The sequence below is a fragment of the Sphingobacterium sp. InxBP1 genome, assembly GCF_026191775.1.
GTDB classification, from domain to species: Bacteria; Bacteroidota; Bacteroidia; order Sphingobacteriales; family Sphingobacteriaceae; genus Sphingobacterium; species Sphingobacterium thalpophilum.
Genome location: NZ_JAINDX010000042.1, coordinates 404643 through 429476, shown reverse-complemented (window position 1 = coordinate 429476; position 24834 = coordinate 404643). Strand labels below are relative to the sequence as shown.

Sequence of the window (24834 nt, the reverse complement as noted above, 5' to 3'; positions counted from 1 at the left end):
AGTTTGTATTGTCATCCCTGCAAATTGGTCACGAAGCTGATTTTCTTCTTGACGATTGATTTCGGCCAATCGCTTTTTATTTCTTTCAGCGCCTTGTTCCAAAAGTTCTTTTGCTCGCTGTTGTATTTCGTTATTCATCGCAGTTTTCCTCTAAATAGATTATCAATTCAATTACTAAATCTACAGTCTCGCGTTTTCCATTGGGAAACCATAGTTGCCGCATACCTTTTTCGATAGCTTTAAAGTCAGTGTGTTTTCTGATTAAATCTATCGTATCGCTAACAGCGTCACCATCTTCGGTGTCTCTTTCTTCAAGCGCATTGGTCAGTATCTCTTCGATTTTCTTTTCATAATCCACGACTGGTTCAAGATCGCAATGTTCAATTTCGATCAAGTACTTTCCATTTTCATCTAAACCGTTCTTGATTGCTTCGGGGGTTATTTGCTCGATGATGTCATTTAAATCATCGTAAAAGCTATAGTTGTAAAAAATCATTGTTTTAAGATTTATAAGGGTTAATAAATAGGGGGAAGTGGTTTTATTACTGCCTGATAGTGGGTGACACCGTGCCAATACTCAGGTTGATCAACATCATATGAAACAGCCGATACTTGAACATCGTCGCCAACTTTCCACACTACGAAATAATCTCCATCCACTTTCGGCAAATCCGCTTCACCCTCTATACGAGTCCATCCGTTGTTGGTTTCGATGCCTTTTAATGATGCAGGCATATACAAATGATTATCCGTTTTATGGGAAATCATCAGAATACCATTCCAGGGTACTAAAGTGCTGCGCTCGTTGATAAGACAGATATAGCACTCTTGGATAATATCCTTTTCAACTTTGGGCCAGTGCTCGCCATAAGCTTCCTGTATTACTTCTTGCTTGCTTTTCATGGCTATAGGTTGTTGTTGGTTGATAATTCAATTAATTTTTCAAGGCAAGCTTGTCGAGCTTCTTCGTAAGTATCAAATTCTTTTCCTGATTCGCATACGCTGTAGTAATATGGTTTATGACCCGCACAACTTATAAGTAATGCAACCGTTTTAGCTATATGCGAATCATATCCTTTCTTTCTAAACCAATCAAAAGCCTGCTGCCAAAGAGGGGCTTTAATGTATGAAGGCCTAGACATTATTTGGTTTGCTAATAAGTATTCTACCCCTATTAATTGAATATTATCAGGTTTTCGCCAATATGCAAAACAAGACTCATTAAACCCCATTTCTTTGAGTTTAACCGCCAACTCGTAAGGAACAAATTGATTTTCCATCTTCTTTTCTTTTAAAGGGTTAAATGGTGGTGTAGGTAAACTCATAGTAGCCGCATCCTTCGTAATAGTTGCTTTTAATGGTATTACGATTCATTGGAAGCCTTTCTTTTAATCTCAATTTTCGATTCCTAAAAACAACAACATCTCCTTCATTCAGAATAGCCCTAGAGTGAATATTTATGGTCTTACTGGTTATGTGAATGAAATAGGATGGATACATTTTCCTGTCTGACATCAAATGAGTAGTATTAACTATAGATGTATTTGATTTTTTTTTGATTGGTAAGGGGACTCTACCTAATCCTCTGTTGTAGTAGTGGTATACGTTGTTTCGAGGTACACCTAAAATTTTCGATATTTCTATCATTGATTTACCTTGTGTCCTAAGGTCAATTACTTTTTGATCAATTTCTTTCATGATTCGTTTTTTAGTCGTGAATAGGATAGGCCCAGCTTCCGAGCTTCTTCCGGATGGGTCTCTACGTATTGATGATGTGGCCAGCAAAGGGCAGAAAAAAAGCGCTTATCAGTTAAGTAAGCGCCTTGTCTACCGCGTTTGTGGTGGAGGGTTACCTCTCTACTTCTGCATCCTGGATATTGGCAAATAGGATTTTCTTCGAGATACTTATCACGTAGTACGCGGTATCGCTTAAGCTGGTCCAGACTCTTTTTTGAAAATTTTCGTATTTGCTTTTTGGGAGGGGGTAGGGGTGTTTTCTTTCTTTGCTTTTCGTAGCACCAACAACACATCTTTTTAGCGTATATCTGTCGGGTATTACCACAGGATACGCATGTTGATGTTTTGCGTTTAATCATCTGAGTTAAGGAATCTTATTACAAAGGTTATTTGCCCAAAAGCGACAAATACCCACTTCCAATCAAATCCGAAAAGATTTCCTATGCCATATGCAATTAGGAAGCCTAAAAAACAACAAATAATTGCTACAATTAATTTTATTAAAAACATGTGATTACATTTTATTAGTTACAGATAGTTTGTTGTTTCCTTGTTACAGTTGTATTGCCGCTTTTTACTCTGTAATTGTATTCAGTTCTACCGCTACAATTACTCCAATAGACATAGTACATACCATCATAAAAACGATAAACCTTACATCCATCCTTTTCAAAAAGGAGTTCAAGTTCAATATCCCTGTTGTTGGTTTGTTCCGATTTAATAGCATCTTTACCGCAGGAGAATACTAATGATAATAAGGCGACAATCGCAATCGCCAATAATATTTTTGAAATAATTTTCATATTGATTCTATTTTAAATTCGATTCTTGGATTTGATTTGTCGAGGTATTTTTCTGCTACTATCTTGACACACTTGTTGTCGTTTTTTATCGCCTTAACCTTCTGCAAGCAATCAAGTACTATCTTTAAGCTGTTGTCAAGATCCGATCGCTGGGACGGATAAAAAACCTTTATGTAAAGCTCGAAGTAACCACTTATCATTTTGTTTCGATAATGGTTACACTGGATAAAGAAGTCGTTTTCGTATTTTTTAAGTGAAGGTGTTTTGGCTAGTGATCCGTGACCGGATAGAGTTATGATTTTGTAGCAGTTTGATTTACTGGGTGCGTTTCCAATTATTGTTTGCCACATAACAGTTCCTTTCTCAATCGCTCTGCAGTTTCTTGGTCAATTTTTATTGCTGAATGTGGGCAATTTGGGCTATTGTGGTACTTAACGCTATGTTCAAAAATTAGTTTCTGAACCGAGAATCCCAAATGCTCATTGCCTTTTAACTGAACAAATACCCAATCGTCAATTTTAAGTTTTTCATCCTCATGATCAATTATCATTTCACATAGATCATTTAAAGTTACTTCGTGATTAGGATGTGTAGGAAGGCACTGTATAACCTTAAACATCCCTTCGTGGTAGATTAGCAAGTCGTTACCGTGGAACTCATAATCACACATGATATCAGCTTCAATATTTTGACCGTGGTTGTTGAGACGCTTTATTGCTTCTTTAAGCATCTTTTTGCTGTAGATTACTACGTGCACGTTTTCTAGGTTTCTTTCCATTATTTTTACTTTGTAGCGTTTTCAAATTTTTTGTTCATGAACTGTCCGAAGTCCATGATTGTATCACCTATTTTTATGAACCTTCCGCCAACTCGTTGAAGACCAAATTTTGAATGTAGATTGTCAAACTGTTTCATCCATCTATTGGCCAATAACTCCTCATAAGTCTTTTGTCGCTTCTCAATAGGTTTGTTTTTCTGTTCCTCCGCTTTTCGTTTCCGATAATCATCAATAGCCGCGTTCATAACTTCAATGACTTTAGGGTGGAATTGTCCTGACCCCTGGTGTTTCCTTTCAATATGAATGTTTTCCAGTTCGGCTATTTTAGCTTGATTATAGGCTTCCAAATTCTCCAGTAGTACATTACCATCAATGCGGTCATAAGTTTTTCCGTAAGCGCCCCTTTTCATGTTTAAAAAGAAAAGTTTAATATCAGCTAGATTGAGGTCAGGATAACAGGCTATAATTAATTCAATTGTTGATGCGGCTTGTGAAGCATCCATAACCTTGCCGACATTCAAAAATTTGGTAAGACTTTCTATCTCTAAAGATATTGTTGCCTTCAAAACTGTGGGATCAATCACAAGTAAGTTGCCGATTGTTGGTAGGTCGGATTGTATTGCCTGCCTAACCGTTGTTAACTGCATTGTTGACAATTTCCCTAGCCAGGTCGCCCAGTCTTTCGACGCTATCAATCCGTTCTTGCCTTGATTGGCTTGCGGTAGTTGTGTTTTGTCCTGTTGCATATTTTTGTTTGTTTAAAATCCACTGATACTCGAAACCTTGCCAACTGTATTCAGCGCAAGCCTGAACAGCTAATGCTACCGGATAATTGTTGTTGTCGCATTCGTTGATAAATCTTGTTAGTGCTGTTTGTGTGAATTGAGCTTTTTTAGAAACCCTCACCTTAAACCAATCTTCAACATGCTGAGGGGCGGCACCTCTATCAAGTAAGACTTGTCTAAAATCATTCTTACCAAAATCTTTTTCTTTTTTCGCGGAACTTTTTTCTTTTTCTTTTTTGCTGTTTAAAGATTCAAATTCAGGTAATGTGTTATCTGATTTTTTTTCAGCGTCAGCGCCTAAATAAATATCATTAACAGTTACAGTAACAGTATCATTTACATTTACAGTATCATTATCAGTAACAGTAACAGCGATTTTCGCGATGTCTTGCGACAAGGTGCGATCGGTATTATCGCACAGCGATTCCTTGCGACTGGAAGCGATTTTTTGAGCTTGTTCTAACGAAATTTCGTTCTTTATGAACAATTCATATAGATCGAGGTGCCACCGTTTCAGGTTTCCGATAATACCGCTATTACTTTTTCCTGTCTTTTTTATCTCGTACTTTTTAAGATCTCTCTTAAGCTGGGACTTTATAGGCTCGAAAGCGATGTTCAAAATCCTGTTATCATCAGGTAGTTTTGGGTTTTCGTCATTGACATATGCTAAGATATGTTTGATCAAAATTCCTGCTTCCTCATTAGACAAAAGATTGAATTGTCCCTGCCAGTCGGCGTACGCAACAAACGATTTTTTGTCATCCGCCATACTTTATTCCTCCTTTGATAAACTGTAAATTGTGTCAGGGCCTGCCATCAATATTTTACAGGTCTTAGTTTTGAAATTATTGTAGGTAAGGATAGCAGCTTTACCCTTTTCTGTAATTTCAGTAAACACGGTGATGGCTTCCTGTACCTTGTCGAATCGGAGGGGTACAAGGCTGTGTTTAGGTGCCGTAATTTTATACGGCGTCTTTTGGTCGAGTTCGTTATTTAAGAACTCTGCGAGTATCTTTGACATGATTTTAATTTTTTTAATGTTAGTTTGCCTATTCTCTTTAAGTTGAACTCTCGAGCAGTATTCCAGTCATTAGCATCATCATGGTAAATTATAGATAGATCTGTTGCAGAAATAGACTGATCAGCTATGTACTGCTTACCTGGAGTTAAATCTTTGGTTATTCCTGTAAGGACCTTTACTATATCGTAGGAAGATCCTATTTCCATTTTTAAGTCCATATTTCATCTTCATTTGGCCCTGTGATGTAAATGCCAAGGTGAGCGCCCCAGCACCATACTTTTTCAAGGAATAGCAAAAAATCTTTGTTAGTTAATTTCGCAGTTGATGGTGTTTTGGTGATGCCTTTTACAAGAATATGGGTGTCTTTTTCATCCAATAAAAAAGGACAGACTTTCAATTGATTTAGCCTGTCCTTAAGCTGAGGTATCACAACCCCTCGGTAATACTTGTGCATCTTCCAGCTTGCCATTATTTTATTGTTACTGCTAAGCCTAATTTACCTTTGTGAATAGGAGGGTTTATTTGTACTCCATTTTCATCAAATATTGGTTTGGTGATAGTCTTTAGGAACTTTTCCCGCTCTTTACGTTTCTCTGTTAGAGTGTTAATCTGCTCTGTTAGGGAGTTCCATTCAGAATCATCACAATTTGTAAAATCGTAAGATACTCCTGTCATCCGCTCAGTAATGTCACATCCAAACTTTTTGTATACTTCACCTTTACCAATTCGTGTCTCAGCTTCTGCGTATGGACGCACAGTTTTTTCAAGCTGAGTGAATAACTCTTGGCCTTTTTTTGCCGTTACCAGCAACTTAAGAGCATCTATTTGACCATCGTATAGGTTTAGTCTAGCTTGATCTACAAGGCTGGCGATATAGGACTTATTAAGGTTCAACAATACATCTGTTGACACCTCTATTTGAAATTCGTTTTGCATGATTCGTTATGTTTTAGGTTTGTAATTATTTTCTGCCGAAACTAATACCGTTAATTGATCGGCAGTAGTACTAAATTCCTTTTTGATGTTTTCTACAAGTTTTTCGCCTTTATTGATCCTTGCCAAGGCGGCATTAAATGCCTTGTCGCTTAATGGCTTCAATTTAGACTTGTCATCTTCATCTGTAGGGGAGTCTTTAGGCGGCAAAGCGTCTATGTCATCTTCATCTGTAGGGATGTGGAAATATTTTAGAAGGAAGTATCTTTCCGCGTAAGTTAGCGCGCTTCCTACTCCTTTATCCCAGTCATTTTGACCGTTGGCGCCGAATAGGTTTTGATCTTGTTCTCCGGTTTCAACATCGACCCACGTAAACCTCATTTCGACCTTTGAAAGGATTTCAGATTTTGGCTTTTCAAACTGGGTATTAACGCCGGTCTTATAGTCCATCCTTTGGTTTTCAATACTGAGCACCTCCTGCTTTAGTATTACGCCCAGTTCGTCCATTTTGGCCCGAATGTGAGTAAGGATTTTGGTGCCGGATACGTATTCGTAATTGTTTCCTTTCTTATCCTTTTTTAGGCCCCGGGTAGATTTCTGTATCTCGAATAGCTTGTTATAAATACCCATATCATTATTTCTCTAAATAGTTGCAAATACATAGCATACTAAGCATCAGGATGAACATAATTACACATCCTACACACTCTGCTATATCTCTTTTGAATTGGCGCTGATCCGAAACGCTCAATGAATTGTAGCGGTGTCTTAGCCGCTTAAATAGTCTTTTTAAGGATTTCATATCTTAGTTTATTTATGGTGACTTAACTGGGTTAACTGTAATACCTTGGCGGCATCATAATATATCTTAGAAGTTCTGCCGTCCTGTCGCACAGGTTTTAGGCCCTTATGGCTAATCAGGTTGTTGTATGTTGCTAGGTCGAAGGCTTTAATAATGTCCGACCGCGTTACCTGGATCTTCTCTTTGAACTTTCGTTTGTTCAGGTCATTTTCCCATTCGATCAATTTCAAGGCAGATCGATTGGCTATTTCTTCTATTAAATGATCTTCCATATTAATTTGTATTTGAGTAAAAAAGCCGGTTTTCAGATGTGTTCTATTTAGCCTGCAGACTACCGGCAAAAGGTTGGGCATTTTCGCTGTGGTGAGGGCAGGAGTCGAACCTGCATCGCATTTGATACCTGGACTATATCTTCAATTTTATGCTAATTTTAGGCTGCGTATACCATTCCGCCACCTCACCATATTTTTGATTGACTAACCTAACTGACTATTCAGGTTTATTAGCTCGCTGTATTTCAAGCTCCCGACTTCCTCAAATCGGTGTTAGTTTAGACTCCACGCGTGTTGTTACCATTCATCCGCTTCTGTCAAGGAAAACAATATGTCAAAGAACTCTTTTGCCTTTCGGCTTAGTAGGGGAGTGCGGAATCGAACCGCTTAGCCTTTATCTTCCCCTTATTCAGAACTATCTTAAAAGGCATAGCTCACGCCTGACAACCTATCGTAGATTGTTTAATTCGCTGTTTTTCAGGTGGTATTGTTTATTTGATTTTTCTTATTAGATTTGCCTAAATCATTAACGCCATGCAGATTTTAGACCTAGAAGCATTTAAGAATTTTAAGATTTCACATTTTACATCCGTATGTATCGCATTGTTATCAATGCTTGGCCCAGTTTTTATTCTAATGTATTTAGGTAATAAAGACTTTTTAACTAACACAAACTTTGGTGTGCTGATTATAATGTTATTAAGTGTAGGCATTATGAGTTTTACTATATCCGTATTTTGTACACTAATAGGAATGCCAAATAATTTAAATAAAAGGGGCTTAACTGTTGATGGTGTATCTTTTGTGATACCTATGTCATCAATATCACATTCATTATCATTTGTGAGCTTCTTGCTAGCAATAAACACATTTGAGCTTAGGGAATTCTTTTTATCAAAAGCCAAATTTTTCACCGATGTAAACGATCCTATATTCATCTTTATTTGCTTCTTAATGTTCAATATTATGTTTGGAATTATTTTTATTTTTGGTCGTTATCTTCTAATTTTAATTTCTCTGATAACAAAAAAAGAGAAGCGTTAATGGTGTTGATGTATACAGATATAATTTCGAAAATCAATAACAATTCAACGTAGTCTCTATCCCATGTGCATATATTCAAAGTTCCAATAGACCAAGAGAAAATCAGATAAATAATTACTCCGCATAATATAAATGTGAAGAAAACAGACATATACGCTTTTTTCATATTGCCTTAATATTTAGTTTTTAAATAGGCTGTGTATAAACTCACGCCCTTTCTCTGTCCATCGCATTTCTATGCGTGTCATAGGCTCCTGTTTGGAGTTAAAATATTTGAAAGTAAATGTGTCTTCATATCCTTTACCGCGATGGTTAGAGGTTAAAAGCCATTTATCCCCCTGTTTGTAGATAACTTTGCGATCTTTAAGCCACTGGTTAAGGCGTTTAGCTGAAACTCCTAATTCCTGAGCTATTTGGTTAGTAGTTATCAATGAACTGGACGATAAGACATCATCATAGTAAAGTTCTTTTGGACGAACGCGATCGAAATACTGTTTTGCAGTAGCTAATTGGTGATCTTTTTGTGCATTTTGCAAACGAAGATCTTTCAATTGAGTCGCCATTTGGATGATAAGATCAGGGTTAGCTAACATATCTTCCATAGCCGCCGGAGTAGCCGTCATTCCTACTGATAGTAGTTCCTTTATACGGTCGTTGCACCAAATAGAAAAAGCAGGGGATAGCCAGCGGCTGAACTCTAAGGCTACATCTTCGTGCATCCAAGTGCCGGGATTTGATCCACCCTTAGTAACTACAACTAAATCAGTCAAAGTGATATTTCTCACTTTGGACAATTCATCTAAGTACTGCTTTGAATTGTCATACTTTAACCAATCAATTGGCCTTTTGCCGAAATGTTTAGCCATCTGTGTGGCATTCACATATGCAACTCCTTGATCATTTTTGAAAGTAACCTGGTTACCTTCATATGAGAATAATTTGGTTAGTTGGTTCATTACGCAGTCCTCCCGATGAAGTAAGATCCGTTGTTCCGGAAATGGTTATATTCGCGATCCACAAACTCTTTGTTAAGTTTAGAGACATATACTTTAACTGTTCCGTAAGAAGATACTTCAATTGCCTTTCCTACCGGTAAGTTTCTCAAGGTGGATAATAATCGGCCTGATCTACCCTTCTTTTTTAGGTCCCTCCAATTTAATGGAATATCTGTCACGGGAATGTCATCAATAGTCATAATTTTACCTTTTAATATTAACAATGTTAACATTATTACTATATTTGCTCTGTCAAAAACGCATAGTATTAATGTTTGCTTATACAAATATAACGGTAATAGTTATAAAAGCAAACTTAATAGTTACTTTTATAGTTATAAAATAGTTATATGTCTGATTATCAGGGAGAAAAATTTCGAGCTTTCATTTATAAACTTAAGACCAACTTTAAGGATTATGGATTTTCTTCAAAACCTACTAATGAAGAAATTGCTAACATTATCGGAGTAAGTTCAGTACAATTAAACAGGTATTATAAATCAAAATCATTAGAGCGAGAAACAGTCAGTAATATAACAACATCCCTTAAAGTTGATGAAAAAGAAATATGGGGTGATGACTTAAGTAAGTCTAATGCTAAACCTGCGAGGTTCCTAGGAGACGGGAAGCCTAATATGTGGCTTGTTCCAATAAAAGCCCAAGGGGGATTTTTGGAAGGATATGGCGACAGTGTTTATATGGATCACAACATAGAGAAAATGTACTTCCCTTTTATTTCTCAGGAATGCTTTGCATTTGAGATAGACGGCTTAAGTATGGTTACGGAGTATATGCCTGGAGAATACTTCGTAGGCACTCCTATAGAAAACATTAATCATATGGTAAAGGGCCGTGTTTATGTATTCCAAACAATCGATGGTATCATAATCAAGGAGTTTGTAAAGATAGAGGATGAGTACATACAATTGAGGTCTCAAAACGAAGATTTTAATCCAGTAAAACCAATTCACTTGAAAGATGTTAAGAGAGTATATCAGCGCGAAATGGTTATAAAAAACTAATAACTTAAATTATGATAGAATTTGTAGCGGTAATAGGGTCTATTTTGGTATTGATATGTTTCTTTATTCTCTGTATTAATGTTAATTCAATCAATAAGCAAATTAGGGAACAATCAAATAAGCAAGATGTTATAATTAAAGGATTAACTGCAATATTTAACGAGTTAAAGGATGTAAAATCAAATGGAAACAAGAATCAGCAATTATGAGAGTAATTATTTCCATATTATTGACAGCTATAATTAACATTAGCTTAGCTCAAAATAGTGCTAAAGAGATAGCGTCGAGAATGTTCGGGATGAGTAAAAAACAAATAATTCAGTTAATGTCTAAAAACGGCTATAAAAAATATAGGTATGATTCGTTTACAAATTCCCTAACCTATGCAAATGTTAAAATTTATGATTATCCTTCAGAAGTAGTTTATATTTTCAAAGATAACAAGGTAAAAGAGTTTAAAAACATTTCGTATAACCAAAATGGGCAAATTGCGAATAATAGATTGAGTAAAATCAACGCTGAACTGAGCGATGAACTTGGAGATCCAAAATTCTATGTTGGAATACCAGGAGTTATACCGCCAAAAGTGTACTCAAAAGGAGATATTAAGATTGATATGCTTTTCGAGGGAGATGCCAAAGAAAATGTTTATTTTTGGTTAGATACTAACCTTACTTTTTTCTTGTCTCAGAATTTCGGGAATAGAGTAACTTTATCAATAGAGCAAAATAAGTAATAATGAAAAGATTTGTAATAATTTCCTTTTTGGTGCTAACAGCTTTCATATCAAAGGCGCAAACATATTTAAACCATGGTATTGGTGTTCATATTGGCTTCGATAGTGATTCTAAGAAGTCGATATCTCCTGAATATGAATTGTCATTTCTGAAAAACGAATCCTATGTCAAAGGTATAGTAACTGGGATTGGAGCTTCTTTTCCTTTAAGCAAAAAACTTGGTGATGAGAGAGTAAGGGGTTATTATGTTAAAGGAGGATACAGGTTATCTAATTTGTCATTTGGAGCGAATGCCGGATTAAAAACTGAGGATGATTTTAACAATACCACCGGTGCTACCAAAAAGGAAAACTCATTTCTAGCCGGAGGTTGGGTGGCTTACAATGTAATTCCTAATCTTAAGATATCTGTAGGTGCAGATAATTTCAATGGTTTTAAAATAGGACTTATATTCCTCCCAGCAACTATATCTAGCAATAGATAGCATGAAAGGTATAGCGTCTTTTATATTTATATGGGTATTCATTACCTCATGCACTACTTATAATTTTTTTGAGGTGTATGCTGACGGCGATATTTTGGTGTATCAAGAACCTGACAGCCTAAAGGGGTCTTTAATAACAGTGCCTTCGGGTTCTCCAATCTATATGGAGCCGAGTAAAGTTAGAAAGGGGTATACAAGGGTTAGATATGGTAAAAGATATGGATGGGCATATAATCCTAGGTACAAGGTAATACGTCCGTCATATAGGTATAAGAAGCCAACCACTAACAACACTACCTCAAATAGCTATATCCCTTCCAGTACTTATACTCCAAGCGGGGGTACTGTACATGTAAAAGGATATTATAGAAAAGATGGTACATATGTTAGACCGCATACACGAAGGGCCCCAAGGAGAAGATAAAGCACATATGGATCGGTCTATCATTATACACCATCCATGTTACGAATCGATGGTTGGCAAAAAAATGTTTTGTTTTAGCTTTATGAATGTATTTTTTGATATCAGTAATTAATTGAAAATGAAGTTAATACGGAGTATGCAGCGATCCATGTCAAAAATCGCTGCGTATTCTGTCATCTGGCTAATATACAATTATTGCTGTATTTGATCGATCGGAGACTTTCATTTTCACGTAAATATTTATTGGATTATAACGTTGTGAGGTTATATCGCCCCCTATCTGAGCTGCTTACGTCCTTATGGAACTGGAAAAAGTCTTCGTACTGATCAGCAGAATAACTTCCCTCGAACAGCTCGAACTTTCTATAAGTAACCAATTTGTTTCCGGTGATCTCCGATCTAAATTCATATTTTCCAAAAGGTTTTTCGATAAGCTTTCGTTCTGGATTTATTGTTTTTGCGATATTGTCAGGCAATGTTATGCAGATACTGTCGACGTCAACAAAGCCACGTTCGATAAGGATTTCCTCCGTTCGGTTTTTGTTTTCCGAGATATTGGACTGCATATTGAATATATTGGGCTGAATCAGCAGTTTATGACCATTTTTTACAGCATAGTTCTTAATAAATAGCGTGAGGTTTTCTTCGATGAAGGGATTGATGTCCTTATGTTCGACGTAGTTTACCTGATCGAAATTTATATTATCAATGTTGTAATATTGGGCGAGCAATTTCGTTTTTTCGTTATTGCTTGCCAGAAGTATGCTCATATGATTTTCATACTGCGCGCCGTAAAACTTTGTTTTTAAAGTGCCTTTTAAGCTACCGTCCTCAAGGAGCGTCAAGTCAGCGTAACGGAGCTGTAAATTGTCGGCATTGCTGTATTTGGGGGTATGCAAAAGCAGGCCACCGTTTTCGGTACAGGCGATCACATCTCTGTCGTCCGTAAAGGTGCTTAAGAAGCCAAAGGGAAGGTTCTGACTCGTACACTCTAACCAAGTGGTATCATTCTTAAAAGGTATGCAGAGAATTGCGTGGTTGCCGTCCTGAACGTTCGCAAATGTTTTATGAAAGTTCTCCTTGTGCTTACCCGCTTCAACCATACAATAATAGGATGGAATGTTTACTGCTGCCAACATACTCTGCATATAGTTTACCAAGGCTTTACAATCGCCATATCCTAGGCGATCGACTTCGGAAGCAGGAAAAGGTTCAAGTCCGCCGATTCCAATCTGGATACTAATATACCGTGTATTCTTCTGTAAATAATCGTATAAGATTCTCGCTTTTTCTTTATCTGACGAAGCGTTTTTCGTGAGGGAGATAAATTTCTGCCTAGAGGACTCCGTAAGGTCGTGTTTTTTACTCAATAATTTGGATGATATCCAGTCGCCGTATTCTTTCCAGTTTGTGAAATTGCCTTCCTTGCCGTAATAAATAAAACTCTTGGGGACGATCAGTACATTTGCTCTTTTTAAATCAGGGTTGGGGCTATACGATTCTTCCTTTTTTGCGGGAATCTGCTCTACTAGCCATTTTTTGCTGATTGTTTTATCGGTCTTTTCTTCGTTAATATGCCCTTTATAGTTTCTCGATTCGATCCGGAATTCATCCGCGAGCGGTGCGATGAATTGAAAGCTGCTTTTTTCAACAGATACGTTGTTGGCGATTTCGGGGCTCCAGGAAGGGAGAACGAGATTTTGTTTATGCCGTACTTCGTACTGATATTCTATGGTATAGGGATAGCTATGATGATCTGGGATATAGAGTTTTATTCTTGAATCAGCAAACATCGTACTATTATCTACAGCGCTGTGATCTTTAAAGTCCTTGCTAGATATCTTTTTTTGCAAGATGCCCATATCGTTATAGATAGCACCCTTTACGCTTTTTATCTCACTTGATTTATTATAGTGTAGCGGTATTGCTGCATAGTAATCTCCATTTTGGTTGTAGACAGTAACGGCACGTGTGACCGTTTCGATCACTTGTTCCCGAGATTTGACTTCTACAACAGTTTTGTCATTGCGCACTGTGGCGACAGCACGGCTTTTTAGGACAGCAGGTATTTTGGCAATGTCATAATCTTCCTGGCCAGTTGTCACAATCGGTATAAGGAAGTATACTAAACTGAAAAATGCGGTTTTCATTTGGCTAATCTAAAATCTATTTTTTGTTGCTGTATAATGCGGGAATATAGTTCTTTTAAAGAGAAGTACTCGTCTACCGAAAATACTGGTTTATTGAATGCAAGCATGCTTACAATTTCCAGGTTTTTACCATTCAATTGGCTGATATACTTATATCTCGCCGCTGATTCAAGCAGTGCTAGTGATACATTCTGGGGTTTGTCCGCCAGCTGATAGTGCTGGGGTAGTTCCAGCTGTATATTATACTGTGTTCTGGATTTGAATCCCATATCTACAGGATAAGTACGGTCCAGTATTTTAAATGGGTTATATGATATTCGGTCGATAATGTTTGGAGCAAGAAATAGGCTATTGCCGGTATTTTGATTGGAAAGATCCATGGTAATCTCAAATTCTTCATTCAACATTTGATCCACATCGTCCAGGTGTTCGACCTTTGCGTGGGTGAAGCTGACGTTCGGCATGTCCTCATCCATTTTTTCCCAGTACTCTTCCAGGGTGTTGAATTTGGCTATCTGTTGACGTTTTAAAAGCGCTTTATTGCCCATACTACTGATGATAAGTTTGCCTTTGATCTGGTTTTGGTCATTTAGTACGCCGCTGAACGCATATACCTGTTCAGATACTTCATCAGACGATAAGGGAAACCAGTCTGAACTCTTTCGGGAATAAATAATTCTACCGCGTTCATTGAGACAATGTAGTGGGAGCGACCCGAAAGGCAGTGACGGAATGGAGGCATCCAGTTTATACTTTATGCCATCAATATCTACACAAGCGATTACATAGTCAAAATCTGACAGAACGGGGAAGAGGGAATTCGGATTGCCATTACGCCTAGTGGATAAAATAATAGGGTAGGCATCGAGCTCCGCAGCCTGGAGTGCCGTAACTAGGGCGAGATTAATATCACCGATATTACCTGTGCGTTTCTCGAGCGCCTTCTCAATACCATTCTCTGCGTATTTCCCAAGGTAGTTATTCCATTTAATTTGCTTTTTGATATAATTATATATTTTTTTCGCTTTTTCAAGTTTCGCATCACTGGAAGAAATGATCATGGATAGGCTCTTTTCGAATACATTGGTTTTCTTCAGCTGCCCTCCGAATGACTTGTCATTCATTAGCTCGAGATCAACATCTTTCCAGGTTTTGCTGAATGTTTTTTTTGATCCCGTACTTGGATAAAATATTGATTCGAGTTCATAATATATAGCTGATTTGAAATTTTTTGGAGATGTCATATAGTCTTCTTCCACAAACGCAGGGATATTATTCATCGAATACGTGATTTTTGAGCAGTCCATTCTAACACCATCCAAAAAAATGTGTTCCCGTAAAGCTTCACCCTTTTGGTCAGCCAATTTGTAAGGGCCACGTAAGACGACATTGTAACTAAAAGACGCTGGTATAATGGCAATATATTGGCTCTGAAGTTTGGGGATATCATCCTGAAAGTTCCATGTTTTAAAGTTAAATAGATCCTGCTCAAGCGTTCGATAAGAAACTTCGATGATGCTTCCCTCTTTGATATTGGGAAGTGTAAACTTATTCAGTTCCAGATACGTGGAATAATTCTCTTTATAGACTTTTTTGTTATCCAGTGTTGTAACAAAAACTTTTCCTTCTTCCAGATTGTAGGTAGCGGCTTTTAGCTCATCAAGATGGTCACGGATATAGCTTCCACGTTTATAAGAAGGAATTTCGAAGTTCGCTTTTCTAAATCCTTCTTTATTGTTAATACGAATAAGTACGTGATATTCGTGCATCAGCTTTACCCGATGGTCGTAGTCATCAACGAAGACGGCGCTTTGTCCAAATTCCTTTAAGACAACTGCGTTAGCATTACTATCTAACAAGGTAGGAGAAAAATCAGTAACTGAGACTCTACCGAAATCAAAATTCTGTCCGAAACCACCTAGGGAAAGGCAAAATATTAAAAATAGCGTTAAAAAATGGCGCATGACTTAGGCGTAATTTGTTTACGAATATAGGTCTTTAGCCAAAATTAAACGAATTTCCGGTGAAATATTATTTATCTATTTCCAATAAATTACTAATCACCTCTGTAATATTATCGACATCTTCTCCATCCTCGAGCATCGAGAAGGCTAGGTAAGTTGCATAGATTTCGGGGCTGAATTTGACATGCTTGTCCGAAATAAACTTATCGATCTGCTGTTCATTGCACTCGAAATTGATACTTTGCAGTTCATTAAACAAATTGGTGGAGATTGTCTGGTGGTCTTCACCGCAGGCAAATCCTGCAATAATATGGAATAGAAATTTATCGGTTATTTCGTCATCTTCCTTTTTAAACATAGCACGAATATGCTTATAATCGAATTTAGTTTTTGCACTATTCACAATAGTGTCCCAAATCTGATACTCTGCTTTTGTTTCCATAGCTTGCTTTAAATTTATATTGGTAAAACCAATATACTAAAAATAATTTTATTCAAGGAAAGAATGCTGTAACTTCTTGGATCATACACTTGGATTCATGCGAATACGTTTTCTGCTTTACGTTAAATTGACCTCCTAAGCCTGGAGAAGGCTGAATACGATTTCGCCCAGCAAGCATCCTAATAAAATACCAAATAGAACCGATAAACAAACTTTTAACCAAACCGGGGATGTTGTTAGTATAAATTTCATGCCTCAAAAATGCTTCAAAATATGTTTTCCGAAAAAGATATTCGTAAGTAAAAAGATGCCTGTAGCCATTTGATGACAGTCGTGCGGTGCTTTATGGTATGGTAATTGAAATTTAATGTTTGGATTCAATATTTTTAGTAATTTGAATTGGAAAACGTACTTTTTGAAACAGCCTGATTAATAATTATGATGACACGATTACTATTGGCCGTAGTTCTGCTCGCGGTGACAAAGATAGGGCTGGGGCAACAGCTGAATGTTGACAAGATTCGAAGGGAATATGCTGAGGCGGTAAAAAATGAGGACATCTGTGAGCTTAATTTAGAGCAATTACGAGCGGGAGCAAAGTCGGTGACGGAGAAAGTTTACTGTGCAGCTTATGAGATACTCCTAGCTAAACATATGGGCAATCCGTTTAAGAAAATAAGCCAGTTTAAGGAAGGAAAAAGGCATCTGGAAGAACTAATTGAAGAAAACCCAGAACATATAGAAGCACGCTTCATCCGGTGGAGTGTACAGGTGCATGCGCCCTCGTTTTTGGGGTACAAAGACAACATTCTTGAAGATAAAAATTTTTTGATTAAAAATCTCCATAAACTGTCCAGTGAAGAGGCAAAGTCTATCATCTACAATTATTTAAAAGGGGCTAACCACTATTTAAAGGGCGCGCAGGTTTTTTCAGCATCTGAGCTGAAGGAGCTGGCACGATAGGCGTTAAAGGTTGTTAATTCAGCCAAAAATCACGGTTTTGGCGAAGATATTGCTTATCTTGTTGTACAATTGAATTCAACATCTACAAAATAGAATATCATGAAAAATATCATCTTTCCGATATCTGTGCTGACCGCAAGTTTACTTTTCACTGGATGTGTCAGCAAAAAACGATATACAGGGTTACAAACGGACTATAATAATTTGAAAACAGCGCATGGTGATCTCTCCAGAAAATATCAGGACAGTCAGCTGCAGTTGACAGAAGGACGGACACGTATCAAGAGTCTGGAAGACCAGCTTGCTTCCGAAAGGCAGAACAATGCAGATCTTAGATCAGCTTATGCGGCGTTGCAAAAATCATTAGACAATAGCATCAGCCAAAACTCTCAGGGCAACATCAATATTTCAAAGCTAGTTGATGAAATCAATGCATCTAACCGTTACATTAAACATCTGGTCGAGGCTAAAAATAAATCAGACTCTTTAAATCTGGTGTTGACGAACAACCTGACTAGATCACTCAGCCGCGAGGAATTGCAGGAGGTCGATGTCAAAGTACTAAAAGGTGTTGTTTATATTTCGCTTGCGGATAACATGCTGTATAAATCCGGTAGCTATGAAATCAGTGAGAGAGCTGATCTAACCTTAAGTAAAATAGCCAAAATTATTCAGGATTATAAAGATTATGAGGTGCTAATCGAGGGTAATACGGATACGGATCCTATTTCAAAACCAAATATTCGCAACAACTGGGATTTGAGTACTTTGAGAGCTTCGTCTGTTGTCCAGGCATTACAAAACAAGTATGGAGTTGATCCGAAGCGCCTGACTGCCGGTGGTAGAGGAGAATACAACCCGATAGCAGATAATAATACGGCTCTGGGAAAACAGCGGAACAGAAGAACGCAGATCATTATCACGCCTAAACTGGATCAATTTATGGAATTAATAGATAAGGCACCGGAGCCCACTGAGGTTACTCAAGAACAATAGAAAGTATAATACCATAGGAAGGTCATCTACATTTTCCAATAAAAAATCCTTTCCAACTTTGGAAAGGATTTTTTATTACCCAAAAAATTTGCTGGGGTCAAAGCCGTGCTCCCTGAGCACATCGTCCGGTACGCCATTCCACACACCAGGTTTATTACCTGCATATCCGATATCTTTTACGCCCATCTCACTGGTATAGAATCCGGAGGAAGTAAGATTTCGCATAAGGGAAAAGAAAGCTGCCCCTTGTTGCATTTCCGGTTTGGCCAGTTCGGGATAAGCGATTTCGTCAACGAGAGCAAGTTGATCTTTGGTATCACATTTTATAAATACATTGCCATAGCGTCGCTTGCACTGTAGGTCCAGCCAGCGTAGGCCGCCGCGCATAGGGATCTTGTTGTCCGGTAAATCTTTAACGATAAACTCGATGAACTCAGGAACACCTGCTTCAGAGGCGCTGCCGGATTTGCTGTCTTTGGGAATGATGATATCCGCCAGAACGGTAATTGTGGCCATTTCATGATCGTCAAAGAATTTTTCGGCCTGAAGCTGAGCAGTACGTTCATATTCGAAATCCTGAATACCCGGTAATCTTTCGCCATTTGACGCTATCGTTTCCTTTGTTTCTTTAGAATTACAAGCTGCGGTTAAAAGACTAGACCCAGCAGCAATAAATCCCAATGCTTTTAATGATTGTCTTCTATTCATCTTTTAGCCGTTTAATTTTTTCTTTTCTTGTAATATATATTCTGCGGTTCGCATAGACAGTGCGAGTATAGTCCAGGTCAGGTTTTTATCGCCCTGTTGCACAAATGGCCCGGCGTCGACAACGTATAAGTTTTTACAGTCATGCGCTTGTCCCCATTTGTTTAATACCGAGGTCTTCGGATCGTTGCCCATTCTGGTGGTGCCACCTTCGTGAATGATCTTTCCGGGAGCTTCCAATCCGTATAATGTATCAGCACCCGGAATTTTGGATGTGATGACAGCGCCCATTTCGTGCATGATCGACTGGAATGTTTCTTGCATATGCTTTGCCTGTGCGATTTCTTCATTGGCCCATTTGTAGTGGAAACGCAATACCGGAATACCAAACTTATCAACTTTGTTGGGATCGATTTCGCAATAGTTATCCTTCCGGGCCAGGGCGGTGCCGCGTCCGGCCATACCTACGTTAGCACCATAAAAACTACGAAAATCCTCTTTTAGAGCGGTTCCATATCCGCCTTTGGGTTTTGTTTTGCCATCCGCCCCCTTACTTATGCTGTTTACCTGAGGTACCCAGTTGAGGAATCCGTAGGATGGCATATGCAAACCACCGCCGTATTCAATGTGGTAGCCTCTCGGGAAGCTTAATTTGGAATGATCTCCCCACCACGGCGAATAGATATGGACACTTCCCACGCCATCTTCATTATACCTTTTGCGGTCAAGAAGCTGTGGTAAAAAGCCCGAAAGACTTGCTCCAGTAGAATCATGAAGGTATCTACCCACCAAACCACTGCTATTGCCGACACCCCCCGGATGGGCTTTAGATTTGGAGTTTAACATAATCCGCGCGCTCTCGCAGGCACTGGCCCCCAGAATGACTGTTTTTCCTTTTACCGTATACTCCTGGAGGTCTTTGGTGTCTACATAAGAGACGCCGACGGCCAGCCCTTCATCATTCGTCAACACCTCCCTGACCATAGCGTTGTCGATAACCTTTAGGTTGCCGGTTTTCATCGCCGGGATAACAAGACAGGATGAAGATGAAAAATCACCATAGACTTTGCAGGCGCGGCCGCATTGACCACAATAGAAGCAAGTACCTCTATCTTTGATGTCCTTTGATACTTCGGTAAGCACAGCGCCACGACCCGGAATCACAGGTACACCTGCTTTTTTGGCTCCTCTGGCAATATATAGTTCGTTAAGACGGGGCTTCGGCGGTTTCATGAAAATGCCGTCAGGCTCATTGTGAATCCCTTCTACCGTGCCATAAATACCGATCATACGATCGACGCGGTCGTAATATGGTTTGACTTCTTCGTATGTGATCGGCCATTCATCCGTGACACCATCTTTGGGTTTGAAGTCATCGGGGCCCATGCGTAACGAAATCCTGCCCCAGTGGTTGGTTCTGCCTCCGAGCATTCGGGCTCTAAACCATTCAAACTCTGTTCCGTCGACTTTGCTATAAGGCTCACCCTCCAGCTGCCATCCGCCAAATGCAGCGTCGAAATCGCCAAAAGGCCTTGTTGTACCCGCGCCTCTCCTTGGAGATTCCCAGGGCCAGCGCAATTGCAGTGAATCTTTCGCCGGATCGTAAAATGGGCCGGCTTCCAGCATCAGTACTTTAAGACCAGCATGCGCCAGAATATAGCCGGCCATGCCTCCTCCTGCGCCTGAACCGACTACGATTGCGTCAAATAATTCAGGACTCTCTTTAATTTGATAATTAGACATAATTAAATTAAGTAATTAATTGAAGCCTGCGAGATAGATTTTCCTTGGAGCATACATATCTATGGGGAGGTTCAATTAATCGATGGTTATTGTTCCGTATTTAAAATCAAGGTGAATATATTGATAAAATCTTAGATTTCTCTAATTTAATTTATCGTTTTAGCAGGTTTTTAAATAACGAATATGAGATTGTTACAAAGGCATGGCGCGGTTTCCCTCATATTGGCCTCCGATAAGCTCTAAAAAAGACAGCCCGTATTCCCCGAATGGGAGAATACAGGCTGTCAACATCAATACAGATTATAAACCGATGGATCGTCCTATTCCAATATCCTTGACGAAAACCTCATCGTGGGATATGACCAGAACCGTACCTTTATACTGTCTGATGGCGCGTGTCAATACGCGGATGTTCTGAATATCGAGATTGTTGGTGGGCTCATCCAAAATGATCAGTTCCGGAGCTTGTTGCTGTATGGTCAGGCAACAGATGATCAGCCGCATCTTTTCACCGCCGCTCAAGAGTCCACAGGCCTTATCCCAATCCTCTTTTCCGAACAGAAAACGATTGAGTCTAATTTTGATTTCATGTTCGGCTAAGGCAGCGCTGTTATAACGTTGGGCCTGTTCATACACGGTCAACGTGGAGTCGACGATTGAATAATCCTGATCCAGATAGCTGTAGGTGAAGTGCTGCCGTACAATACGGCCAGTGGAAGGCGTCAATTGTCCGAGCAGCAATTTGACTAACGTGGTTTTGCCGGAGCCATTCTTACCTGTGAGTGCGATGCGGTCCCCGCTGACTATCTGTAGTTGAACATTTTCTTCCCAGAGATTTCGGACACCGTAACTGTAATTGATGTCTTCGGCTTTGATGATGTTCTTGCCAAACGGCAAGCTACCGTTTTCAAGATCAATTTTGATTTCATCAAAAGCAGCTTGTGCGTTTCTAAGTTCTTGCAGATTTGCCCTGAAGCCCTCAATTTTATCCTGATGAACGTTTTTGATCTTAGCGGTGCTTTTTTCAGCATTATTCCGCAAGGTATTCATCATTATTCTAGCCACGCCTGCTTTCTCCTGTTTTTTGTGGCCTCTGTTGTTTAATCTGTTCTGCCGTTCGAGCGCTTCTCTTTCCTTCTCTTTTGCTGCCCTCATGGCTTTCTCCTGATGGTGAATGTCCTGTTGCATCGCGTTTCGTTCGATGTTTTTTTGTGCTTCGTAGAATGTATAGTTTCCACCGTACCGCTTAATTCCCCCCGGAGTCATTTCTAAAGTATCCTCGAGAAGGTCGAGAAGTGTCCGGTCGTGACTGACGGCAACAATGGTATTTTTTGACGATACTATCCATTCGTAAAGCAGATTTTTGCTCTCCAGATCGAGGTGGTTGCTAGGTTCGTCCAAAAGGATAAGCTCACTTTGGTGGACCTGAATACCCGCAAGCATCACCTTTGCTTTCTGTCCGCCACTAAGATCATCCATTTTTTTTGTCAGCAGAACTTCTGGTATTTTCCAATAGTCAAATGCCTCTTTGCAGCGGTCCTCCAAGGTCCAGTCGTCTTGCAACAGATTAAAATTGTGTTCAGAAGCATCCCCTTTGAGGATCGCGTAGAACGCCGTTAACTTTTGCTCAATGCCCAATGCCTGAGCCACCGTAAATTCATTAAGCTGCCCCGTTATCTGTGGGACATAATATGGAGCTGTATGTACTTGTACATTGCCTTCCGCAGGCAATAGGCTGCCAGTAATAAGGCGCAGTAAGGTTGACTTGCCAACACCGTTGTTGCCGATCAAGGCTACTTTTTCGTGGGCATTTACGGTCAGATTTATATTTTCAAACAATAAATCTCTATTAGGATGTATGTAGGATATCTGGTGTAATGAAATCATGTTAAAATTCTTTAAAGATTAAACATAACCGTTAGATGGTGTTTGTTCACCGCCGGTATCTGTACTTTGCTAAAGAATTTTTAATCTTACATAAATTTCAATAATGATGTGGTGCTGCAAATATACAATTTTATTTTTCACCGGAAAGAAATTCTAGGTGAAAAATAAAATTTTGGGTGCTTCTCTTCACTTCTTTACAGAGAATTGTTGCTGATTTGCTTCACATAAATCGTACTTTTGAAAGAAAAAGAGCTGTGAATAAAATACTCCTTATAGATGATGAAGAGAAGCTGCGTCAGTTGCTTGCCAAGATTATCCGTTTAGAGGGATTTGAAGTTATAGAGGCTTCCGACATAAAATCTGGATTAAAGAAACTCGATGTTGCTGATGTGGACGTGGTATTATGTGATGTTAAATTACCTGATGGTAATGGTGTGGAAACTGCGAGAGTAATTAAGGATCGATTTCCGGTCGTTGAAATTATCCTGTTGACAGCATATGGCAATATTCCCGATGGCGTGCAGGCAATCAAGAATGGGGCATTTGAATATATTACCAAGGGCGATGACAACAATCGGATAATTCCTTTACTATATAAAGCATGCGAGAAAGTCGCATTGGCACGACGGGTCAAACAATTGGAGAAGCAGCTCGGGGATAAATTGTCCTTTGATAAAATTATTGGCCATTCTTCTGCCATTAAGGTGGCGATCAATCTGGCAGAAAAAGTTTCGAGAACAAATACCACCGTATTGTTGACAGGAGAGACGGGAACGGGTAAAGAAGTGTTTGCTCAGGCGATACATCTTGCCAGTGCGCGAAAAGACGGTAATTTTGTTGCAATTAACTGTGCTGCATTTACGAAAGACCTTTTGGAAAATGAACTGTTTGGTCACCGGGCAGGAGCCTTTACAGGTGCCACGAAAGATCAGCGCGGACTTTTTGAGGAGGCCCACCGTGGAACGATTTTTTTAGATGAAATCGGAGAAATGGCGCTCGAACTACAGGCCAAAATACTTCGTGTCTTAGAAACAGGGGAGTTTTTGAAAGTCGGGGACGCAAAACCCACAAAAGTCGACGTGCGTATCCTTGCGGCAACCAACAGAGACCTGCAAATGGAAATTGAAACGGGACATTTTAGAAGCGATTTGTTCTATCGGCTTTCTGTGTTCACTATCCCCCTGCCACCTTTGCGGGAAAGGGTAGAGGATATCCGTCTGCTGGCGCAATATTATGCCGATTTCTTCGCAGCGAAATCTAATCTGAAGCCACTGCGTATGACGGATGAATTTATTACTGCTCTCGAACGGAATACCTGGCGTGGCAATATTCGTGAATTGAAAAATGTCATCGAGCGTAGCGTTATATTGAGTGAGGGCGGATTGTTGGATGTTGATAGTCTTCCGTTTTCAGCTGCTCATCCTGACCCATTAATTGCTTCTAGCTTTGCCATGGCAAATATGGAGAAACAACATATCCAACGTGTTTTGCACCATACCAGTGGGAATAAGGCAGAGGCTGCGCGTTTACTCGAAATTGGTGTCGCCACTTTATATCGCAAAATAGAAGAATATAAATTGAGCTAGCTCTTTGCCGAGATCCTGCAGCATGTCTAAAGCAGAGGCTGCAGGATGGGCAAACCGCTAAAGTTTGATTTCGTTTTCGTCTATGAGTTTAGCATCGCGGGTATTTTTCTGAACAGCAATCGCTGAAAATATGCTTAAGGAAAAAGACATGGCATAAAAGCCCTTCTCACTCAGCAACAAATCTGCGTTCCATAAACCGATAATAAGTAGGACGACAGCGGCAATCGTTGCGAACCAGCTCAAGCCATAATAAAGTTCTGTGACGACGAGGCCTTCGGCTTTGTCTCTGACGCTTTTTTGGACAGAAATGACCGCAAACAGGGCAAATAGCAAAACGGTGAAATAATACCCCTTCTCGTTGAGTGTCATACTTGCATTCCAGAGCCCGATGCAGTAGCCTATCGTTCCGACAAGCAGTGCCGTCCACGAAGCACCGATAAAAGCTCCTGTAGGTTTTAATGGATTTCTTGCGTTTGAATCAGTTTTCAAATTTTTTTCTTCGATCGTGTTTTTTAGCGGTTCCATAATGTAAATTTTTATTGTTGTTATTTGTTGGATCAA

31 protein-coding genes and 1 tRNA gene are annotated in these 24834 nt (G+C 39.2%); 7 read left to right on the top strand and 25 right to left on the bottom strand.

The genetic code is table 11. The features are described 5' to 3' along the window. Window positions 1-130: 130 nt before the first annotated feature. Genes K7A41_RS09525 through K7A41_RS09510 form a run of 4 tightly spaced genes read right to left on the bottom strand, consistent with a single transcriptional unit; the run spans window position 131 to window position 1698 of the window. The gene (locus K7A41_RS09525; RefSeq protein ID WP_265713555.1) at window positions 131-496 is read right to left on the bottom strand and encodes a hypothetical protein; all 366 of its coding nucleotides are present in this window, start codon (window positions 494-496) and stop codon (window positions 131-133) included. Between the two features lie 20 nt (window positions 497-516). Further along, window positions 517-903, bottom strand: a complete 387-nt coding sequence (locus K7A41_RS09520) for a hypothetical protein (RefSeq protein ID WP_265713553.1) — start codon at window positions 901-903, stop codon at window positions 517-519. Between the two features lie 2 nt (window positions 904-905). Beyond that, a complete protein-coding gene (locus tag K7A41_RS09515) occupies window positions 906-1280 on the bottom strand; it encodes a hypothetical protein (protein WP_265713552.1) in 375 nt (124 codons plus the stop codon). Between the two features lie 19 nt (window positions 1281-1299). After that, complete coding sequence (locus K7A41_RS09510) at window positions 1300-1698, bottom strand: IS630 transposase-related protein (protein ID WP_265713551.1); 399 nt, start codon at window positions 1696-1698, stop codon at window positions 1300-1302. On the opposite strand from K7A41_RS09510, the gene K7A41_RS09505 reads away from it, so the two are divergent. Next, the gene (locus tag K7A41_RS09505) at window positions 1697-1888 is read left to right on the top strand and encodes a hypothetical protein (RefSeq protein ID WP_265713550.1); all 192 of its coding nucleotides are present in this window, start codon (window positions 1697-1699) and stop codon (window positions 1886-1888) included. The genes K7A41_RS09510 and K7A41_RS09505 overlap by 2 nt on opposite strands. A 373-nt stretch (window positions 1889-2261) precedes the next feature. On the opposite strand, the gene K7A41_RS09500 is transcribed toward K7A41_RS09505, so the two are convergent. From K7A41_RS09500 to K7A41_RS09440, 14 genes are all read right to left on the bottom strand, one after another. Beyond that, window positions 2262-2540, bottom strand: coding sequence for a DUF4884 domain-containing protein (locus K7A41_RS09500; protein ID WP_265713549.1), 279 nt, complete (start codon window positions 2538-2540; stop codon window positions 2262-2264). Next, the gene (locus K7A41_RS23750; RefSeq protein ID WP_416221948.1) at window positions 2537-2890 is read right to left on the bottom strand and encodes a RusA family crossover junction endodeoxyribonuclease; all 354 of its coding nucleotides are present in this window, start codon (window positions 2888-2890) and stop codon (window positions 2537-2539) included. Before K7A41_RS23750 ends, K7A41_RS09500 begins: the two co-directional genes overlap by 4 nt. Next, the gene (locus K7A41_RS09495) at window positions 2875-3318 is read right to left on the bottom strand and encodes a hypothetical protein (protein WP_265713548.1); all 444 of its coding nucleotides are present in this window, start codon (window positions 3316-3318) and stop codon (window positions 2875-2877) included. The genes K7A41_RS23750 and K7A41_RS09495 overlap by 16 nt, the downstream gene beginning before the upstream one ends. Window positions 3319-3323: 5 nt before the next feature. After that, window positions 3324-3965, bottom strand: a complete 642-nt coding sequence (locus K7A41_RS09490; RefSeq protein ID WP_265713547.1) for a hypothetical protein — start codon at window positions 3963-3965, stop codon at window positions 3324-3326. Next, window positions 3946-4872, bottom strand: coding sequence for a DUF6291 domain-containing protein (locus K7A41_RS09485; protein WP_265713546.1), 927 nt, complete (start codon window positions 4870-4872; stop codon window positions 3946-3948). Before K7A41_RS09485 ends, K7A41_RS09490 begins: the two co-directional genes overlap by 20 nt. A gap of 3 nt (window positions 4873-4875) precedes the next feature. Next, entirely contained in the window at window positions 4876-5124 is a 249-nt protein-coding gene (locus K7A41_RS09480; RefSeq protein ID WP_265713545.1) for a hypothetical protein, read from the bottom strand. A 208-nt stretch (window positions 5125-5332) separates the two neighbouring features. Then, complete coding sequence (locus K7A41_RS09475; RefSeq protein WP_265713544.1) at window positions 5333-5593, bottom strand: hypothetical protein; 261 nt, start codon at window positions 5591-5593, stop codon at window positions 5333-5335. After that, window positions 5593-6060, bottom strand: coding sequence for a hypothetical protein (locus K7A41_RS09470; RefSeq protein ID WP_265713542.1), 468 nt, complete (start codon window positions 6058-6060; stop codon window positions 5593-5595). Before K7A41_RS09470 ends, K7A41_RS09475 begins: the two co-directional genes overlap by 1 nt. A gap of 6 nt (window positions 6061-6066) precedes the next feature. Beyond that, complete coding sequence (locus K7A41_RS09465; protein WP_265713541.1) at window positions 6067-6687, bottom strand: ERF family protein; 621 nt, start codon at window positions 6685-6687, stop codon at window positions 6067-6069. Window positions 6688-6867: 180 nt separating this feature from the next. Further along, a complete protein-coding gene (locus K7A41_RS09460; protein ID WP_265713540.1) occupies window positions 6868-7131 on the bottom strand; it encodes a hypothetical protein in 264 nt (87 codons plus the stop codon). 89 nt (window positions 7132-7220) lie between these two features. Beyond that, window positions 7221-7321, bottom strand: a tRNA-OTHER gene (locus K7A41_RS09455). Window positions 7322-7649: 328 nt separating this feature from the next. Further along, a complete protein-coding gene (locus tag K7A41_RS09450) occupies window positions 7650-8069 on the bottom strand; it encodes a hypothetical protein (RefSeq protein WP_265713539.1) in 420 nt (139 codons plus the stop codon). A gap of 285 nt (window positions 8070-8354) precedes the next feature. After that, window positions 8355-9131: a phage antirepressor KilAC domain-containing protein gene (locus K7A41_RS09445; protein WP_265713537.1), complete on the bottom strand. Its 777-nt coding sequence runs from the start codon at window positions 9129-9131 to the stop codon at window positions 8355-8357. Further along, window positions 9131-9403 (bottom strand): hypothetical protein, encoded by a 273-nt coding sequence (locus tag K7A41_RS09440; protein ID WP_265713536.1) that lies wholly within the window; start codon window positions 9401-9403, stop codon window positions 9131-9133. Before K7A41_RS09440 ends, K7A41_RS09445 begins: the two co-directional genes overlap by 1 nt. Before the next feature lie 117 nt (window positions 9404-9520). Here K7A41_RS09440 and K7A41_RS09435 point away from each other — a divergent pair, with 117 nt between their 5' ends. From K7A41_RS09435 to K7A41_RS09425, 3 genes are all read left to right on the top strand, one after another. Then, window positions 9521-10192 carry a S24 family peptidase gene (locus K7A41_RS09435; protein WP_265713535.1) on the top strand — a complete coding sequence of 224 codons (672 nt, stop codon included), beginning with the start codon at window positions 9521-9523 and terminating at the stop codon, window positions 10190-10192. Window positions 10193-10397: 205 nt separating this feature from the next. Then, window positions 10398-10928: a hypothetical protein gene (locus K7A41_RS09430; protein ID WP_265713534.1), complete on the top strand. Its 531-nt coding sequence runs from the start codon at window positions 10398-10400 to the stop codon at window positions 10926-10928. A gap of 2 nt (window positions 10929-10930) precedes the next feature. Beyond that, window positions 10931-11413 (top strand): hypothetical protein, encoded by a 483-nt coding sequence (locus K7A41_RS09425; RefSeq protein ID WP_265713533.1) that lies wholly within the window; start codon window positions 10931-10933, stop codon window positions 11411-11413. A 672-nt stretch (window positions 11414-12085) separates the two neighbouring features. Here K7A41_RS09425 and K7A41_RS09420 read toward each other — a convergent pair. From K7A41_RS09420 to K7A41_RS09410, 3 genes are all read right to left on the bottom strand, one after another. Next, window positions 12086-13987, bottom strand: coding sequence for a DUF3857 domain-containing transglutaminase family protein (locus tag K7A41_RS09420; protein WP_265713531.1), 1902 nt, complete (start codon window positions 13985-13987; stop codon window positions 12086-12088). Then, window positions 13984-15951 carry a DUF3857 domain-containing protein gene (locus tag K7A41_RS09415; RefSeq protein ID WP_265713529.1) on the bottom strand — a complete coding sequence of 656 codons (1968 nt, stop codon included), beginning with the start codon at window positions 15949-15951 and terminating at the stop codon, window positions 13984-13986. The genes K7A41_RS09420 and K7A41_RS09415 overlap by 4 nt, the downstream gene beginning before the upstream one ends. A gap of 67 nt (window positions 15952-16018) precedes the next feature. Continuing rightward, window positions 16019-16393 (bottom strand): hypothetical protein, encoded by a 375-nt coding sequence (locus tag K7A41_RS09410; RefSeq protein WP_028069126.1) that lies wholly within the window; start codon window positions 16391-16393, stop codon window positions 16019-16021. A gap of 438 nt (window positions 16394-16831) precedes the next feature. Here K7A41_RS09410 and K7A41_RS09405 point away from each other — a divergent pair, with 438 nt between their 5' ends. Together K7A41_RS09405 and K7A41_RS09400 are read left to right on the top strand one after the other, a co-directional pair. Next, window positions 16832-17356: a hypothetical protein gene (locus K7A41_RS09405; RefSeq protein WP_265713528.1), complete on the top strand. Its 525-nt coding sequence runs from the start codon at window positions 16832-16834 to the stop codon at window positions 17354-17356. Window positions 17357-17455: 99 nt separating this feature from the next. Next, window positions 17456-18352, top strand: a complete 897-nt coding sequence (locus K7A41_RS09400; RefSeq protein ID WP_028069125.1) for an OmpA/MotB family protein — start codon at window positions 17456-17458, stop codon at window positions 18350-18352. Window positions 18353-18427: 75 nt separating this feature from the next. On the opposite strand, the gene K7A41_RS09395 is transcribed toward K7A41_RS09400, so the two are convergent. From K7A41_RS09395 to K7A41_RS09385, 3 genes are all read right to left on the bottom strand, one after another. After that, window positions 18428-19060 carry a gluconate 2-dehydrogenase subunit 3 family protein gene (locus tag K7A41_RS09395; RefSeq protein ID WP_265713527.1) on the bottom strand — a complete coding sequence of 211 codons (633 nt, stop codon included), beginning with the start codon at window positions 19058-19060 and terminating at the stop codon, window positions 18428-18430. A 3-nt stretch (window positions 19061-19063) separates the two neighbouring features. Further along, complete coding sequence (locus tag K7A41_RS09390) at window positions 19064-20800, bottom strand: GMC family oxidoreductase (RefSeq protein WP_265713526.1); 1737 nt, start codon at window positions 20798-20800, stop codon at window positions 19064-19066. 300 nt (window positions 20801-21100) lie between these two features. After that, window positions 21101-22687 (bottom strand): ABC-F family ATP-binding cassette domain-containing protein, encoded by a 1587-nt coding sequence (locus K7A41_RS09385; protein WP_265713525.1) that lies wholly within the window; start codon window positions 22685-22687, stop codon window positions 21101-21103. A gap of 254 nt (window positions 22688-22941) precedes the next feature. Between K7A41_RS09385 and K7A41_RS09380 the strand changes: the two genes are divergently transcribed. Further along, complete coding sequence (locus K7A41_RS09380) at window positions 22942-24273, top strand: sigma-54-dependent transcriptional regulator (RefSeq protein WP_028069121.1); 1332 nt, start codon at window positions 22942-22944, stop codon at window positions 24271-24273. A 57-nt stretch (window positions 24274-24330) separates the two neighbouring features. Here K7A41_RS09380 and yiaA read toward each other — a convergent pair whose 3' ends face one another. Beyond that, entirely contained in the window at window positions 24331-24798 is a 468-nt protein-coding gene (yiaA, locus tag K7A41_RS09375) for an inner membrane protein YiaA (RefSeq protein ID WP_028069120.1), read from the bottom strand. Window positions 24799-24834: the final 36 nt, after the last annotated feature.

Bases quoted from the DNA above. Each gene is read 5' to 3' on its own strand.
- K7A41_RS09490 (WP_265713547.1), bottom strand. From the start codon at position 3,965: ATGCAGTTAACAACGGTTAGGCAGGCAATACAATCCGACCTACCAACA.
- K7A41_RS09430 (WP_265713534.1), top strand. From the start codon at position 10,398: ATGAGAGTAATTATTTCCATATTATTGACAGCTATAATTAACATTAGC.
- K7A41_RS09440 (WP_265713536.1), bottom strand. From the start codon at position 9,403: ATGTTAACATTGTTAATATTAAAAGGTAAAATTATGACTATTGATGAC.
- K7A41_RS09420 (WP_265713531.1), bottom strand. From the start codon at position 13,987: ATGAAAACCGCATTTTTCAGTTTAGTATACTTCCTTATACCGATTGTG.
- K7A41_RS09415 (WP_265713529.1), bottom strand. From the start codon at position 15,951: ATGCGCCATTTTTTAACGCTATTTTTAATATTTTGCCTTTCCCTAGGT.
- K7A41_RS09525 (WP_265713555.1), bottom strand. From the start codon at position 496: ATGATTTTTTACAACTATAGCTTTTACGATGATTTAAATGACATCATC.
- K7A41_RS09515 (WP_265713552.1), bottom strand. From the start codon at position 1,280: ATGGAAAATCAATTTGTTCCTTACGAGTTGGCGGTTAAACTCAAAGAA.
- K7A41_RS23750 (WP_416221948.1), bottom strand. From the start codon at position 2,890: ATGTGGCAAACAATAATTGGAAACGCACCCAGTAAATCAAACTGCTAC.
- K7A41_RS09450 (WP_265713539.1), bottom strand. From the start codon at position 8,069: ATGAATATAGGATCGTTTACATCGGTGAAAAATTTGGCTTTTGATAAA.
- K7A41_RS09460 (WP_265713540.1), bottom strand. From the start codon at position 7,131: ATGGAAGATCATTTAATAGAAGAAATAGCCAATCGATCTGCCTTGAAA.
- K7A41_RS09470 (WP_265713542.1), bottom strand. From the start codon at position 6,060: ATGCAAAACGAATTTCAAATAGAGGTGTCAACAGATGTATTGTTGAAC.
- yiaA (WP_028069120.1), bottom strand. From the start codon at position 24,798: ATGGAACCGCTAAAAAACACGATCGAAGAAAAAAATTTGAAAACTGAT.
- K7A41_RS09395 (WP_265713527.1), bottom strand. From the start codon at position 19,060: ATGAATAGAAGACAATCATTAAAAGCATTGGGATTTATTGCTGCTGGG.
- K7A41_RS09480 (WP_265713545.1), bottom strand. From the start codon at position 5,124: ATGTCAAAGATACTCGCAGAGTTCTTAAATAACGAACTCGACCAAAAG.
- K7A41_RS09505 (WP_265713550.1), top strand. From the start codon at position 1,697: ATGATTCGTTTTTTAGTCGTGAATAGGATAGGCCCAGCTTCCGAGCTT.
- K7A41_RS09495 (WP_265713548.1), bottom strand. From the start codon at position 3,318: ATGGAAAGAAACCTAGAAAACGTGCACGTAGTAATCTACAGCAAAAAG.
- K7A41_RS09390 (WP_265713526.1), bottom strand. From the start codon at position 20,800: ATGTCTAATTATCAAATTAAAGAGAGTCCTGAATTATTTGACGCAATC.
- K7A41_RS09385 (WP_265713525.1), bottom strand. From the start codon at position 22,687: ATGATTTCATTACACCAGATATCCTACATACATCCTAATAGAGATTTA.
- K7A41_RS09435 (WP_265713535.1), top strand. From the start codon at position 9,521: ATGTCTGATTATCAGGGAGAAAAATTTCGAGCTTTCATTTATAAACTT.
- K7A41_RS09485 (WP_265713546.1), bottom strand. From the start codon at position 4,872: ATGGCGGATGACAAAAAATCGTTTGTTGCGTACGCCGACTGGCAGGGA.
- K7A41_RS09400 (WP_028069125.1), top strand. From the start codon at position 17,456: ATGAAAAATATCATCTTTCCGATATCTGTGCTGACCGCAAGTTTACTT.
- K7A41_RS09425 (WP_265713533.1), top strand. From the start codon at position 10,931: ATGAAAAGATTTGTAATAATTTCCTTTTTGGTGCTAACAGCTTTCATA.
- K7A41_RS09465 (WP_265713541.1), bottom strand. From the start codon at position 6,687: ATGGGTATTTATAACAAGCTATTCGAGATACAGAAATCTACCCGGGGC.
- K7A41_RS09475 (WP_265713544.1), bottom strand. From the start codon at position 5,593: ATGGCAAGCTGGAAGATGCACAAGTATTACCGAGGGGTTGTGATACCT.
- K7A41_RS09405 (WP_265713528.1), top strand. From the start codon at position 16,832: ATGATGACACGATTACTATTGGCCGTAGTTCTGCTCGCGGTGACAAAG.
- K7A41_RS09520 (WP_265713553.1), bottom strand. From the start codon at position 903: ATGAAAAGCAAGCAAGAAGTAATACAGGAAGCTTATGGCGAGCACTGG.
- K7A41_RS09445 (WP_265713537.1), bottom strand. From the start codon at position 9,131: ATGAACCAACTAACCAAATTATTCTCATATGAAGGTAACCAGGTTACT.
- K7A41_RS09500 (WP_265713549.1), bottom strand. From the start codon at position 2,540: ATGAAAATTATTTCAAAAATATTATTGGCGATTGCGATTGTCGCCTTA.
- K7A41_RS09410 (WP_028069126.1), bottom strand. From the start codon at position 16,393: ATGGAAACAAAAGCAGAGTATCAGATTTGGGACACTATTGTGAATAGT.
- K7A41_RS09510 (WP_265713551.1), bottom strand. From the start codon at position 1,698: ATGAAAGAAATTGATCAAAAAGTAATTGACCTTAGGACACAAGGTAAA.